The organism is Hymenobacter cellulosilyticus, from assembly GCF_022919215.1.
GTDB lineage: Bacteria > Bacteroidota > Bacteroidia > Cytophagales > Hymenobacteraceae > Hymenobacter > Hymenobacter cellulosilyticus.
In genome coordinates this window covers 1,388,544-1,401,149 of the sequence record NZ_CP095046.1, presented here as the reverse complement: position 1 = coordinate 1,401,149, position 12,606 = coordinate 1,388,544, and the positions used below count along the sequence as shown (strand labels likewise).

14 protein-coding genes are annotated in these 12,606 nt (G+C 58.7%); 5 read left to right on the top strand and 9 right to left on the bottom strand.

Features of this window, described 5'->3' with window-relative positions; all coding sequences use genetic code 11:
* Positions 1-151: 151 nt before the first annotated feature.
* From MUN79_RS06930 to MUN79_RS06915, 4 genes are all read right to left on the bottom strand, one after another.
* Entirely contained in the window at positions 152-424 is a 273-nt protein-coding gene (locus MUN79_RS06930; RefSeq protein WP_244677004.1) for a hypothetical protein, read from the bottom strand.
* The gene (locus MUN79_RS06925; RefSeq protein WP_244677003.1) at positions 409-1,599 is read right to left on the bottom strand and encodes a hypothetical protein; all 1,191 of its coding nucleotides are present in this window, start codon (positions 1,597-1,599) and stop codon (positions 409-411) included. Before MUN79_RS06925 ends, MUN79_RS06930 begins: the two co-directional genes overlap by 16 nt.
* A gap of 165 nt (positions 1,600-1,764) precedes the next feature.
* Positions 1,765-2,079: a hypothetical protein gene (locus MUN79_RS06920; protein ID WP_244677002.1), complete on the bottom strand. Its 315-nt coding sequence runs from the start codon at positions 2,077-2,079 to the stop codon at positions 1,765-1,767.
* A 182-nt stretch (positions 2,080-2,261) separates the two neighbouring features.
* Positions 2,262-3,491 (bottom strand): hypothetical protein, encoded by a 1,230-nt coding sequence (locus MUN79_RS06915; protein WP_244677001.1) that lies wholly within the window; start codon positions 3,489-3,491, stop codon positions 2,262-2,264.
* A 624-nt stretch (positions 3,492-4,115) separates the two neighbouring features.
* Between MUN79_RS06915 and MUN79_RS06910 the strand changes: the two genes are divergently transcribed.
* Together MUN79_RS06910 and MUN79_RS06905 are read left to right on the top strand one after the other, a co-directional pair.
* On the top strand, positions 4,116-4,676 hold the full coding sequence (locus MUN79_RS06910) for a hypothetical protein (RefSeq protein WP_244677000.1): 561 nt from the start codon (positions 4,116-4,118) through the stop codon (positions 4,674-4,676).
* Positions 4,652-5,149, top strand: a complete 498-nt coding sequence (locus tag MUN79_RS06905; RefSeq protein ID WP_244676999.1) for a hypothetical protein — start codon at positions 4,652-4,654, stop codon at positions 5,147-5,149. Before MUN79_RS06910 ends, MUN79_RS06905 begins: the two co-directional genes overlap by 25 nt.
* Positions 5,150-5,159: 10 nt before the next feature.
* Here the strand turns inward: MUN79_RS06905 and MUN79_RS06900 are convergent, their stop codons facing one another.
* Together MUN79_RS06900 and MUN79_RS06895 are read right to left on the bottom strand one after the other, a co-directional pair.
* A complete protein-coding gene (locus MUN79_RS06900; protein WP_244676998.1) occupies positions 5,160-5,801 on the bottom strand; it encodes a DUF4272 domain-containing protein in 642 nt (213 codons plus the stop codon).
* Positions 5,802-5,892: 91 nt separating this feature from the next.
* A complete protein-coding gene (locus MUN79_RS06895; protein WP_244676997.1) occupies positions 5,893-6,891 on the bottom strand; it encodes a sugar phosphate nucleotidyltransferase in 999 nt (332 codons plus the stop codon).
* A gap of 194 nt (positions 6,892-7,085) precedes the next feature.
* Here MUN79_RS06895 and MUN79_RS06890 point away from each other — a divergent pair, with 194 nt between their 5' ends.
* The 3 genes from MUN79_RS06890 (at position 7,086) to MUN79_RS06880 (ending at position 9,159) form a co-directional block, all read left to right on the top strand.
* A complete protein-coding gene (locus MUN79_RS06890) occupies positions 7,086-7,664 on the top strand; it encodes a LemA family protein (RefSeq protein WP_244676996.1) in 579 nt (192 codons plus the stop codon).
* Between the two features lie 86 nt (positions 7,665-7,750).
* Positions 7,751-8,206, top strand: a complete 456-nt coding sequence (locus tag MUN79_RS06885) for a TPM domain-containing protein (RefSeq protein WP_244676995.1) — start codon at positions 7,751-7,753, stop codon at positions 8,204-8,206.
* 47 nt (positions 8,207-8,253) lie between these two features.
* Positions 8,254-9,159 (top strand): TPM domain-containing protein, encoded by a 906-nt coding sequence (locus MUN79_RS06880; protein WP_244676994.1) that lies wholly within the window; start codon positions 8,254-8,256, stop codon positions 9,157-9,159.
* Here the strand turns inward: MUN79_RS06880 and MUN79_RS06875 are convergent.
* The 3 genes from MUN79_RS06875 to MUN79_RS06865 are packed head-to-tail and all read right to left on the bottom strand — an operon-like array spanning position 9,117 to position 12,584.
* Positions 9,117-11,645, bottom strand: a complete 2,529-nt coding sequence (locus MUN79_RS06875) for a T9SS type A sorting domain-containing protein (protein WP_244676993.1) — start codon at positions 11,643-11,645, stop codon at positions 9,117-9,119. The genes MUN79_RS06880 and MUN79_RS06875 overlap by 43 nt on opposite strands.
* 48 nt (positions 11,646-11,693) lie before the next feature.
* Positions 11,694-12,308 carry a 3'-5' exonuclease family protein gene (locus MUN79_RS06870; protein WP_244676992.1) on the bottom strand — a complete coding sequence of 205 codons (615 nt, stop codon included), beginning with the start codon at positions 12,306-12,308 and terminating at the stop codon, positions 11,694-11,696.
* 48 nt (positions 12,309-12,356) lie between these two features.
* On the bottom strand, positions 12,357-12,584 hold the full coding sequence (locus MUN79_RS06865; RefSeq protein WP_244676991.1) for a DUF1684 domain-containing protein: 228 nt from the start codon (positions 12,582-12,584) through the stop codon (positions 12,357-12,359).
* Between the last annotated feature and the right edge of the window lie 22 nt (positions 12,585-12,606).

Sequence of the window (12,606 nt, the reverse complement as noted above, 5' to 3'; positions counted from 1 at the left end):
CACCGGAAGGGAAACGGCGGATGAACGTCAAATAAGCTAGCCGGTCATGCTGAGCTTGCCGAAGCATCTTTACCGCAGTAGTAGACAGACTTTACCATTGCGGTAGAGATGCTTCGGCAAGCTCAGCATGACGTTCCAGGTTGACGTTCTACTAAACGACTTTCACCTTTTCCTCAAAGGCTTTGTCGGTTACCCTGTCAAACAAAGCCACGAGCTTCTTGAAGTTGTCGGGCTCCTGCACGGACTTGGCCGCGTCGTTGAGCTGGTTAAGGAAGTAGTTCTGGCTGAGACCCTTGTTGAAAAAGTCGTTCCACTTCTTTTCTACGGGCTTGCCGGCAATCATGGCGTTGAAGTCGTCGGTGGTTAGGTCGAAGGGGCGGAAGGCGCGGCGGTTTTGGGCCAGCTCCTTCAGCCACTCATCCACGCCGTACTCGGGCTATGCAGGAAATTGTTGAGCTCCTTGAAGATGGGCTCGTTGCGCAGGGCGTGGTCCAGGTTCAGGTTGTCGAAGTAGGGCGCCTTGTCGGTGGGCAGGTGCTGCTTATGGTAGCGCGAGAAGTACAGCAGCTGGGTCAGGTTCTTGGCTACCAGCTCGCGGCTCTCATCGGGCAGGTGGCTGAAGTTGAGTTCCTGGGTGTCGACGCCGAGGCCGTACTCGTGGAAGTGCGGTCCGCCGTTGCGCAGTTCGGCATCGGTGTACTGCATGAAGTCGACCACGCTCAGGGCCGCCAGCAGCTCGATGAGGTGGGCCTTGTTGCGCTGGGCCGTGCCGCCGGGCTGGTTTTCGTAGGGCGTGTCGGGCGTGTCGGCCAGGTAGTACAGCGCGTCGAGGCCCTGCAGGTTGTGCTCGTAATAGCTGAGCGCCGCCTTGGTTTTGGTCAGGAAGGAGTTGGAGTCGATGATGGAGTTGTCCTCGCTCTGCAGGGCGAAGTAGGGCATCACCGTCACGGCCCCGGTGAGGGCGTCGCGCAGGTAGCGGGCGTTGCTCAGGCGGGTATTCTGGTCCTTCAGGTTCTTGAGCAGCAGCGGGAAGCCGGCCGCGCCGGTACCACCGAAGATGCTGGAAATGAAGAACACCCGGTCGCCGGCCTGGAAGTTGTCGGCGAAAAACCGGATTTCCGGCGATTCCACTACTTTGTTCAGCACGATGCTGCCCACGTTGGGCGAGCCGCGGAAGCCGATAGTAAGCGGGCTTTCCAGGTTGTCCTGGGTGAAGAGCAGTTCCACCAGACCCTTGGAATCCACGGAAAGCTGGTCGTAGCTCAGATACTGGCGGAAGCTCTGGTTGATGCCGCCGAAGTCGAACACGAAGGTGTCCTTCACGCCGCCGTTGTTGTCGGCCGAGATGCTGCTGAGCGTGCTGATGTCAGTCTGGAAGAAGCCCTCGTCGCGCTTGCCTAGGCGCTGGTAGATCTGCTGGTAGCTCTTGAGCATGTCGACCGTGCGGTTCATGTCGCCGTTGTGGGCGTCGGGGTCGATAATGATGGGCACCACCCGGTCGCAGTTGGCGAGCTTCACGCCCGAGGCCAGCAGCATGGTCAGGGACCGAATAACGCGGGAACCGGTGCCGCCAATGCCGAAAATGAACAGTTTAGCCATGTTGGAGTTGAAGTTTGGCGAATCTCCCCTGTGCAGATGATGCGGGGATGATGCAGTTTGGGTAGGCTTGACGGAGGTCGTTGAGCGTCAGTTGTTCTGGATTTTCAACCACCCCACCCTTCGGGCACCCCTCCTTATCTAAGGAGGGGACTTAGTTCTGTAGCCTTAAAAAGGAGTCGTGCTGGCGTTGGTTGAGCCGCGCTTGAGGATGACGGAGAACAGGAAAAACCAGAACAAGCCCAGAATAGCGTTCCAGGTCGACATCCAGTAGATATAGCTGTGGGAGGCCACAGCCTGGGAGTTGGCCTGCCAGATACCGATGATGAAGGCCAGCAGAGCGTTGACAACCAGGAAAATTACCCAGTGCCGCACCTTGTTAAAGGTAGCTACGCCCATGGCGCGGTTGATGAGGTAGTAGAAAATAAGAACCATGGCCAACGATACGCCCAGGGTCAGCAGGCCCACGTTGGGAAAAATCACGTCCCGGTATACTGGCGTTTCGGACGGGGCTGGGGTGAGCCAATGAGTTCGTAGATAAAGCGGAAGAAGCCTTTCATAGAGCGGAATGTAGAGCAAACGGTGGTTTGCGGAGCGTGGAACGAGGGTGAAAAGCGGTAGAGCGGGTGCCGGTGATACGGGAATTGACGGAGTGCGTTACCGGGTTAATCGGCCGACTGCAGGGTAAGTGGAATGGTGAAAATTGGGGCCTTGTCTTGCTCACCAGTGGTTACGGCCTCCACTCCGTCGAGCAAGGAAGTGAGAGCAAAGGTCTTGGCGCCGGACTGGTTGATGTTCCCGTCATTCTTGGTGGTCCACTGCCCTATCCAGGCTGGGCGCTGGTTCTGGAGCACGAGCTGGAGCGGGCGGGCAGCTTTGCCGAGCTTGGTAACGCGCACTTTCACAAAATGCGTGTACTGATTTTCGGCCCCGCTGCTGTTTTTGGTTTGGTCGTTGGCCGCAAAGACGTCGATAATCTTGGCGTCGGTGTCCTGGGCCTGCAGTTTGAGGTTGGGCTTCAGATACTTTACGTCCCGGTACAGGCCAGGCAATGTTTTCAGATCCAGGCCCACCACAAACTCCACCGGCTCCTTGGCCGACACGCTGCTGACGGCTACCGTGTGGTAGGTAGCGCCGGCGGCCCGCTTGCTGGCGTCTTTCTCGCCGTAGTACCAGGAGCCCACGTTCTGGAAGCGGTTCAGCAGCGAAGAAGTTGGCACCGGATATTTCACCCCAAAGTGAGCCTGCTGGGCCGGCTGCTTTTCGAGCAGGGCATTATCGAAGCGGCGCACAGCATCGGCGGGCCCGATTACCCAGAAGTAGTAGGGAATATCCGTGTCGCAGCAGCTGTTGATGCGCTTCACGCTTGAGGTCAGAGCCGGGTAGTAGGTACCGCGGAAGTCAGAGGTGTAGCCATACACCGACACGGCCAGATCCTGCTGCTGGGCCCGATTGAGGGCGTCGGTAATGTCGGTGCTGATGTAGGGAATGGCGCCAGCGTTTTTCGGGGAGTAGATAAAGTCCGAAATCAGCACGCTGACCGAGTTGGGCGCGTAGTAGTTGGCCACCAGCGTATCGAGCACCGTGGGAATATCGGTGCTGCTGGCCGGCTGCTGAATGCCGCCGCGCACGGTCTGGGAGAGTTGCTGGTAGGAGTCACGGTAGGGCTTCTCCTTGATGCGCAGAAAGTTTTTGCGGGCCGCCGAGCTGCGGTTTACTTCCGACAGAAACTGCGCCACGTGCTGCTGAAAGCGGGTATTGGAGCCGCTGGCCCCGGTTTTGGGCATGAAGCCTTCCATGGAGCCCGATACTTCCAGAAACACGTTGACCTGAGCCAGTGGTCCAGAGCTGGCCGCAGTGGGAGCAACCTCCGCCGTAGATTCTTTGGGCGCCACAGCCCGGGCGCTTCCGTGGGGGTACCTCCGTGGGAGTTTCGGCCCCGGCCTCCTCTTTGATATCCTTGCGGGAGTAGCAGCCGGGTAACAACAGCAGCCCAAGGGCCAGAGCTGGGAGCAGACGGAAAGAACTGGTCAAATGCATTCGAACAAATTAAGAGCCGTCGACGGAGCGCCGCCCTCTGCGTACTGCCAGCACGGCCGGCAGGTTGTGGGTGGAACGTACGTAAGGCTATAAAATTTTACGGCAAAAACCGCATGCCGGCCCGCAGACCGTAGCAAGGTTGTGCCCGTCAGGTGCTTAAAACTGTGCCAAAGACCGGCAATTGGCTTAGGTGAAGTGGCAACTGAACTCTACTTGCTTCCGCCAGACTGGGTTATCAGCAGGCAGTTGCGCATCTTGTAGCGCCCAGCTTGGGGCTCGTCGGTGGGCTTGGCTGGTTAGCCTGTAATTATGCCTAAATCATTTGTAGCAGCTCTGCTGCTAAGCGCCGCGCTGCTGAGCTGCGAATCGCGGCAGCCCGCAGCTACCACTTCGTCCCTATTGCTCCCGCGGAAGTAGCTCCTCCCGCCGCCGCGCCGCGCCGCCTGGGCCCCGCCGTAGCCGATACGGCCGCAGCTTTCGTGACCTTACGCTCCCAGGCCGATTCTACCCGTCGCCCGCCGCTAGTCACCATCGGAAGCCAACAGTACCGGGTGCTGACCAGCGCCACCACCGACGCCAGCCGCCGCCTGCCCGTACCCAAAGACCCAACCGACTCAACTGAGGTAGCCACGGCAAAGTCGGAGGCTATGGCGCTGGAGGGCAGCTACGGCTACGACGTGAACTACACCGTGCGCCTGGTGGCAGCTAATGGCAAACCAAAATTCACGACAACGCTGCACAAAGCCGACTTTGCCGCTGCTCTAGGGCAAGACCACGTCAACGAGTCCTTTGCCGCCGCTCCCGACTTTTACGGCTATCTGCCCAAGTTTAACGCCCTGGTCTTCGTCGTTCCTTTTTACCTGCACGACACCGACGATGGTGGCGAAGCGCTGCTGCTGCTCGACGCCGCTACCGGCAAAGTGCGCCACATTGGGCCGCAAGGCTGGGCTTTTGGGGCCACAGACGACATCACGCTGACCCGGACGGCCGCACCCTGCTCACCTCCTACGAAATCGTGCATGCCGATGGCAGGCACGTAAAGCTGGCTCGCAAAAACCAGGAAACAGCCGGTGCGCTACTCATTGACGACAATACCGTACTGGCAGTGTATAACGGAGAAACCTACCTGGATGCGGATGGCGGAATGACCAGCCGGGAAATAGCAGGCCCCAACGCTTACTTGCTCGACCTGAACGGCCGTGAAATCGGGCGCTCCAACTTTCAAGGGTTTCAGGCCGAAATGGGCTACGGCTTCATTCACCAGTACTTGGCCCAAACCCGCTCCCACTATTTATTCGACGCGGGTAATAAGGTTCTTTGGGTGCTGTCCCGCGACAAACCGTTGGCGCACCGGCCCGTCAGCGTGAACCGGCTGCGCAAGTTTGTCGCTCCGCAGCGCCCTAGCGAGGTCCGGTTTCACCTTGCTTCTGACTTGGGCAGCCGGCTTACCCTGTACGTTGATACTGTGGGCGGGGCGGCGCGCTACTCGCTCGTAACGCCGAAGTACGAGTAGGAAGGGTCGCCTAGGTACTCATCTCCACGTTGTCCCACTCCTCGGCCCGGTTGAAAATCCATTCCAGGGCCTTGCGGCGCTCATACACCAGGCTTTCCGACACCAGGGCTTCGCGGCCGTTCAGGCGCTCATCCACGCAGTACCAGTGCAGCCGGTAATAGTAGTCGAGCATGCGGTAGAGCTCGGCAGCCGGGCGGAGCGCCTGGACCTGCGCCAGCTTGGTGTTGTCTTCGTTCTGTTCCAGGTTCGGGAGCAGGGAAGCCATGTCGTCGCCGCACCACTCGGTGGGTTGCAGCTCGTCGGTCATGCCGGTAGCCCACATCATGGCCCAGAGACTTTCCAGACTCCAGCGCAGGTTTATTAGCTCCTGCTCGGTTAGCTCGTCGTTGTCTTTGTCAAGCAGTGCTTCTTCCTCCGGCGAGAGGAATACCAGCAAATCGTGCCGGGTCAGCCAGTCGCGGATAATGTCAATAGGCGCCTGAAAGGAAATGTTGATTAGCGCGTTCAGCACGCTCATTCGGCCTTTCACTTCTTCCACGGCGCGCAGGGCCGGCGTGTCCAGTATCGGGAGCCAGTCACAGATCCGGCCGCCCAGCATCAGCACCTTGCCCTCCGACTCCGTTTTGGTTTGAAACTTAAATTCCTCGCTCATATTTCCGTAGGCATGATTTGGAGGCTAAAGAAAACGCCGCTACCGGATATTTCAATCTGGTAGCGGCGGCAAATGACGTGGCTCTTGTCGGCTAGCTGTAGTCGATTTCGGTGTTGTCGCCGATGTTGAGGCTGTGGTTCAGGCCCCGGAACGAGGCGTCGGAGCCCACGATACAGTCGTGCATCACGGCCTGGCGTAGCTCGCTGTAGGAGCCAATAATGGAGTCGCTCAGGATGGTGTTTTTCACGATGGTCCGGTCGCCGATGGCCACGTTGGGCCCGATGATGGAGTGCGAAATCTGGCAGTCCTTGCCGATGCTGACCGGCGGAATAATGATGGTATCCGGAAATTCGGGGTACTTATTGCCCAGGAATTCGGGTCGGTTGAGCAGCTTGGCGTTGGCTTCGAGCAGGGAGTCTTTGCGGCCGCAGTCAAACCAGTGGTCTACGGGCGCGGTGGTCATCTGGGCGCCGTCCTGAATCATGAGCATCAGCGCGTCGGTGAGCTGGAACTCGTTGTGGGTGCGCAGGTCCTGCTCGATGATTCGCTCCAGGGCCGAAGCCAGCCAGGCCGGGTCGGCAATCTTGTACAAGCCCACCAGCGCGTAGTTCGACTTCGGAATCCGGGGCTTCTCAATCACCTTGGTTACCCGGCCGCTGTTGCTGGTTTCCACCACCCCGAATATTGACGGCGTCTTGACCTCCTTCACGGCCAGCACGTTGCCTTCGGTGCGGAGTAGCTCGCGCAGGTCCACGTCCACGATGGTGTCGCCGAGCATGATGAGCACCCCGTCCTGGTCGTGGCGGAAGGTGTCGCGGGCCAGCCACAGGGCGTGCCCGATGCCTTCGCGCGGCTCCTGGATAACGAAGGTGGAGCGCAGCTGTGGGTAGTAGCGCCGAACGTAGCTTTCAATTTTTTCGCCCAGGTAGCCGATGATGAACACAAACTCATCGATTCCGGCGTCCTGCAGGCGGTCAATGATATGACCCAGAATGGTATTGCCGGCCACCGGTACCAGCGACTTGGGCTGGGTGTGGGTGTGGGGGCGCAACCGGGAACCGATACCAGCGACGGGGATAACAGCTTTCATGCGGTATGAAACATGCGTAAGTCCGCAAAATAGTGAATCATTGCGGGAGCGGACCATAATACAACCGCAATGACCTGAATTCGTACTGGGAACCCGACAGCAACCGTGCCCTGGGCCTCCGGTTTGCCTATCTGACCCACTTGTCTGACACCCTTCTTTCTTCTTTTCCTTTCAACTACCTATTTCTTTTTCCCATGAAACGTCTTTTTCTGTACCTAATCGGGCTGGTAGTGCTGCTGAGCCAATCGTCCTGCGGCTACAACACCATGGTGTCGAAGGACCAGGCCGTGAAAGCCCAGTGGGCCAACGTGCAGAGTGCCTATCAGCGCCGCTCCGACCTGATTCCAAACTTGGTGAATACCGTGAAAGGTGCCGCCAACTTTGAAAAAACGACGCTGACCGATGTCATCAATGCCCGCGCCAAGGCTACCAGCGTGCAGCTCTCGGCCGAAAACCTGACGCCCGAGAATATCAAGCAGTTTCAGGAAGCCCAAAGCCAGGTTAGCTCCGGTCTGGGTCGCCTGCTGGCCGTGTCGGAAAACTACCCCGAGCTGAAGGCCAACGCCAACTTCCAGGAGTTGCAGGCTCAGATTGAGGGCACCGAAAACCGCATCAACGTGGAACGCAACAAGTTCAACACCGTCACCAACGACTACAACGGCACGGTGAAGTCTTTCCCCAACAACATTTTCGCCGGGATGTTCGGCTTTAAGGAGAAACCCTATTTCGAAGCTGACGCCGCTTCGCAAAAGGCGCCTACCGTACAGTTCTAACTTCGTTTTTGGTCTCTGGTTTTTGGTTTTGGCTTCTTTATTGGCCAAAGCCAAAAACCGAAAACGATTCACCAAAAACCGATGTCATGACCAATCCTATTACCCCGGAGCAGGAAGCCGCGTTGGTGGCCGCCATCCGGCAAGCCGAAATCACCACCTCCGGGGAAATTCGGGTGCATCTGGAAGATACCTGCCCCACGCCTGAGCCCCTGGACCGCGCCGCCCAGGTGTTTGCCGAGCTGGGCATGCACAATACCGCCCAGCGCAACGGCGTGCTGTTTTACTTGGCCTGGCAAACCCGGCAGTTTGCCGTCATCGGCGACTCGGGCATCAACGCGGCCGTGTCCGACGACTTCTGGGAAACGACCAAGGAAACCGTGCTGGAGCATTTCCGGGCCGGCAAGTACGTGGTAGGCCTGGAGCGGGGTGTGCGCATGGTGGGCGAGCAGCTTAAGCGCTACTTTCCTTACAACGCCAAGACCGACAAAAACGAGCTTGACGATTCTATTTCCTACGGCGACCCTGCGCCGCCACGCGTATGAGTAACCCTTTCCCTGTGCTGAGGCTTCGTCCCAGCTTACACGTACTCTTGCTGCTGCTAGGGCTGGTGCTAAGCGCCAGCCTGACGTTTGCGCAGCAGGTGCCGCCCCGGCCCAGCCCGCCCCGCTTGGTGAATGACCTGGCCGGCATGCTGCAGCCCGCCGAAGAGGAAGCTCTGGAACGGAAGCTGGTGGCCTACAACGATTCCACATCCTCCCAGATTGCCGTTGTGACCGTGCCCACACTAGGCGACGATGACATTGCCAACTACTCCCAGACGCTTTATGAAAGCTGGGGCATTGGGCAAAAAGGCAAAAACAACGGCGTGCTGGTGCTGGTAGCTGAAAAGGAGCACCTGGCCCGCATCCAAACCGGCTACGGCTTGGAAGGAGCTATTCCGGATGCCCTGGCCAAGCGTATTATCTCCAACACCATCATTCCAGCTTTTAAGGAGCAGCGGTACTACGAGGGCCTGGACCGGGCCACCGACCAACTTATTGCCCTGGCTAAGGGCGAGTACCAGGCCGACCAGGCCCCGGTGCGGCAACAGCAGCGCCGCGGCGAATCCGGCGGCTCGGGCTGGATGTTCTGGCTGGTTATCGGCGTCATTGTGCTCTTTATCCTGATGCGCAGCCGCGGTGGTGGCGGGGGCCGGGGCGGCGGATTCCGCGGCGGCATGATGCCGCCCATCATCTTCGGCGACTTCAGCGGCGGCCGCGGCGTGTTTGGCGGTGGCGGCTTCGGCGGAGGATTTGGCGGCGGCGGAGGCGGTGGTTTCGGCGGCTTCGGGGCGGTTCCTCCGGCGGCGGCGGGGCCAGCGGCAGCTGGTAAGCTCATTTCGCAGTTTCTAGCAAAACGAAAAAGGCCTGAACCAACATGGTTCAGGCCTTTTTCTTTCTACACAAATAACTTTTACTCGACCACCACGCGGCGAGTCACGGGGCCACTGGCGTAGTTGACGCGGAGCAGATACACCCCAGCTTTCACCTGCCGCAAAGGCAAGGTCGTTTCGGCCTGCGTGACTTTCTGGCTCAGCACCGTGCGGCCCAGATTGTCGAGCAGCTGCACCGACTCTGGCTGAGCAACAGCGTCGAGGGAGAGATTCAAAGTTCCGTGAGTGGGCACGGGCCAGGCCTGGGTGCGGGCTTCGAGTTGTTTCTCAGTTATCACCAGCACATTCGAGGCCATAATACGGGCGATGCTGATGCTGGCCTGGTTGCTGATTCGGGTAAACTCTCCGCCAAGCACGATCTTGCCGTCTTGCTGCACTACAATGGCTCGGACCGTAGCATCGGGCTTGGCTGTAGGCGCGAAACTGGCATCAATCTGTCCATCGGGGAGCAGGCGCATGAGGCTGTTGTGGGCCGGCACTGCGGTGCTTACAAAGTTACCCCCAAGCAGGATACGGTTGTTGGGCTGTACCACCACTCGGTTGATTACGCCGCGCAAGGGAGCCACCTGGGCGAAGGCCGGATCGGGCACGCCGTTGCTGGTCAGGCGTACCAGGCCCGAGTACGAAGCGGTACCGTATTTTTCAAACGGCCCGCCCACCAGCATCTTGCCATCGGGCTGCTGCACGATGTCATATACAGCGCCTAAACGGTTGGTACCAGGGTTCGTTACGGCCGTAACGGCAAAGGTATTATCCAGAGCTCCGGTGCTGGAATACCGGCTCATATACAGATCCCAAATGTTGTGTAAAGCCCCTACTACGACCTTGCCATCGGCCTGCAATCCTAAAGCATACACGGTACTAATCCCGTCAAGATTTGATATTTCTTCCAGGTTGAAAGAAGTATCGACCGTACCGTCGGGGTTGAGCCGGGCTACTGGCCTCTCGTACACGTTCACATTACCTACCTGTGTGAAAGAGCCCCCAATCAGGATTTTTCCATCGGGCTGCAACACCGGCCGGGCGTTTATTGAGCCACCGGTGACAGTGACGGCAGCAAAACTGGGGTCAAGGGTCCCGTCGGCATTATACCGCCTCACCGTTGTACTGGTAGTGACAATAATTTTGCCGTTGGGCTGGGGTACGGCCGTGGTTGGAGTCAACAGAGACGTTCCTACCGTAGTGCTAAATGCTGCGTCCAATGCCCCATTGGCTGTTAGGCGGGCCAGGCGGTGCACCCGTTGCCCATTGAATTCTGTGAAGTTGCCGGAAACAACCAGTTTTCCATCGGCTTGCTGAACGATGTTGCCAATGTTAGCCGGTTTTAGCACCGTGGGAGCAAAAGTAGGGTCAAGAGCCCCCGTGCTGGTAAGCTGCACCAGCGGAGCATCATCGCGAGAACCAAACAGATAGAAGGGGCCGCCCACCAGCACCGTTCCATTGGCTTGCAGGGTCAGCGTATATGGACGACCAATGCTGCCTGTATTGCCTATGCCGGTACCTACTTGAAAGGAAGCATCGGTACTACCGTCGGCATTCAGGCGGGCTATTCCATTGCCCGGACCACCATTAGCTAACGAGAAAGAGCCACCAATGAGAATTTTGCCATCGGGCTGCACTTGCACCGTGTTGTTGAAATACGGCTGGCTCAGGGCAAGCGTGCTTATTCTGGGGAAAGTAAAAGTGTTATCCAGCGAGCCGTCGGCATTTAGTCGGGCCAAGCTTGCTACACCGGAGGCCAAACCAAGCACTCCATCTACAAGGAGCTTACCATTGGGCTGCACCGTTATGTTGGCCGTGGTGCTACCCATTGCCAGGGCTGGTACGAAGCTGGTATCGAAGCTGCCATCCGCATTGAGGCGAGCTAGGCCCGGACAGGGACGGCCATCGAACGAATTAAAGTAGCCACAAAGCAGAATCTTGCCATCGGGCTGCTTTACCAGGGTCGTTATTTCCTCGCTTGGGTCGGTGCCGAGCTTGTAGCTAGTGTCTACTGTACCGTCGCTGTTGAGGCGCATGATGTTGCTGACGGCAGCTCCATTAAAGCTATCAAAGTAGCCCGCCGCCAGAATCTGACCGTTGTTCAGCTCCTGGGCATCATCTATCCAACCTCTCTTACCCTGCGCCATAGCCAAGCCTCCCGTGTTGAAGCTGGCATCGGCGGTACCGTCAGCATTGAGGCGTAACAGGTTCAGGCGGGTAAGCCCACCGGCGCGCACGGTGTCGAAGGTAGAAACTAACAGGTACTGGGAGCTAGCCAGCAGATGGACTTTCAGAATTTCGCTGGCCCTGCCCACGTTTTGAGTAAAGCCCAGATCCAGAGCTCCAGTGGCATCAAAGCGGGCCAGCGCGTAGGCAGCCGTACCGTTAATGCGGGTAAAAGAGCCACTGATGACGCGTTTACCGTCGCCTTGTTGCAACGACGAGTATACCTCGGCCGGCGCATACACGCCGTTGCTGGCAAAGGAGGCATCAGGCACCTGCGCGGCTACCCGCCCGCTGTAGCTGGCGCCCAGAAGAAGTAATAAAAGGTGTAAGGGTTTTTTCATGCAGGAAAGTATAAGGACATCCGACAAATGTAGTCCTTATTTCTACCCTCAATCCAGCTCTTCCGCGTTGTTTACCTGCTTATACAGCGGCATTTCATAGAACGGCCGCAGCAGCTGCACCACGTCCAGGGCATCGGCCAGGGCCTGGTGGGCCACGGTATCGTCGGCGAAGTGGGCGCGGGCCTTACAGATGCTCATGGTGGGCAGGCGGGAGTCTTTGCGCCAGTTCAGGTAAAAGGCGGCCGGGTCGAGCAGGGCGGGCTCGTGGCGTACCAGGGTGCCCCAGCCTGGCAGCAGCCGCAGAAAAGGCACGTCGAAGGAGCCGATGTTCTTGCCCGCCAGCGTCACGGCTACGCAGTCTTTCTTGTCGGGCCGGAAGCCGTGCAGTAGCAGAAACTCGCGCAGCTGCGGCATCAGCTCCTCGGGCAGGCACAGCTCGGGGTTGGGTTCCTTGCGGGCCAGCTCTTCCAGCAAACGGGCATTGAGGGCCAGGGCGCCGGCCGTGCCCGTGTAATCGGGGTGGCGCACCACCCGCCGAAACGCGGGCAGCTCCGCCAACGGCCGCAGGTGTTTGGTATCTTCTACGACGGCGGCCAGCTCCAGAATCTGGTGGCGGCCGGGGTTTCCGCCGGTGGTTTCGAGGTCGAGAGAAATATAGCGCATACCGTGAGCCTATACGGCGCCCCGGCACTTTCTGCCAACCTGCATGACTTAATGGTCGCTACGCACCCCGGCCCGAATAGCTACGGGCAGACGATTTTCGGTCGGTGGTATTGGGCAGGAGCACTTGCCGCTAGCCGCGTAAGCGCAGTATGGGTTATAGGCCTGGTTGAAGTCGAGCACTACCACAGGATCCGAAGGTCGATGTAGCGGCCCCGCCGTAGGTATCCCGTATTTCGTTGGCCCCGCGTTAACAAAAGAAAGCCGCCGCACCCCCATAAGGCACGGCGGCTTTCTTCCA

Bases quoted from the DNA above. Each gene is read 5' to 3' on its own strand.
- MUN79_RS06865 (WP_244676991.1), bottom strand. From the start codon at position 12,584: ATGGGGGTGCGGCGGCTTTCTTTTGTTAACGCGGGGCCAACGAAATAC.
- MUN79_RS06875 (WP_244676993.1), bottom strand. From the start codon at position 11,645: ATGAAAAAACCCTTACACCTTTTATTACTTCTTCTGGGCGCCAGCTAC.
- MUN79_RS06895 (WP_244676997.1), bottom strand. From the start codon at position 6,891: ATGAAAGCTGTTATCCCCGTCGCTGGTATCGGTTCCCGGTTGCGCCCC.
- MUN79_RS06900 (WP_244676998.1), bottom strand. From the start codon at position 5,801: ATGAGCGAGGAATTTAAGTTTCAAACCAAAACGGAGTCGGAGGGCAAG.
- MUN79_RS06890 (WP_244676996.1), top strand. From the start codon at position 7,086: ATGAAACGTCTTTTTCTGTACCTAATCGGGCTGGTAGTGCTGCTGAGC.
- MUN79_RS06870 (WP_244676992.1), bottom strand. From the start codon at position 12,308: ATGCGCTATATTTCTCTCGACCTCGAAACCACCGGCGGAAACCCCGGC.
- MUN79_RS06885 (WP_244676995.1), top strand. From the start codon at position 7,751: ATGACCAATCCTATTACCCCGGAGCAGGAAGCCGCGTTGGTGGCCGCC.
- MUN79_RS06925 (WP_244677003.1), bottom strand. From the start codon at position 1,599: ATGGCTAAACTGTTCATTTTCGGCATTGGCGGCACCGGTTCCCGCGTT.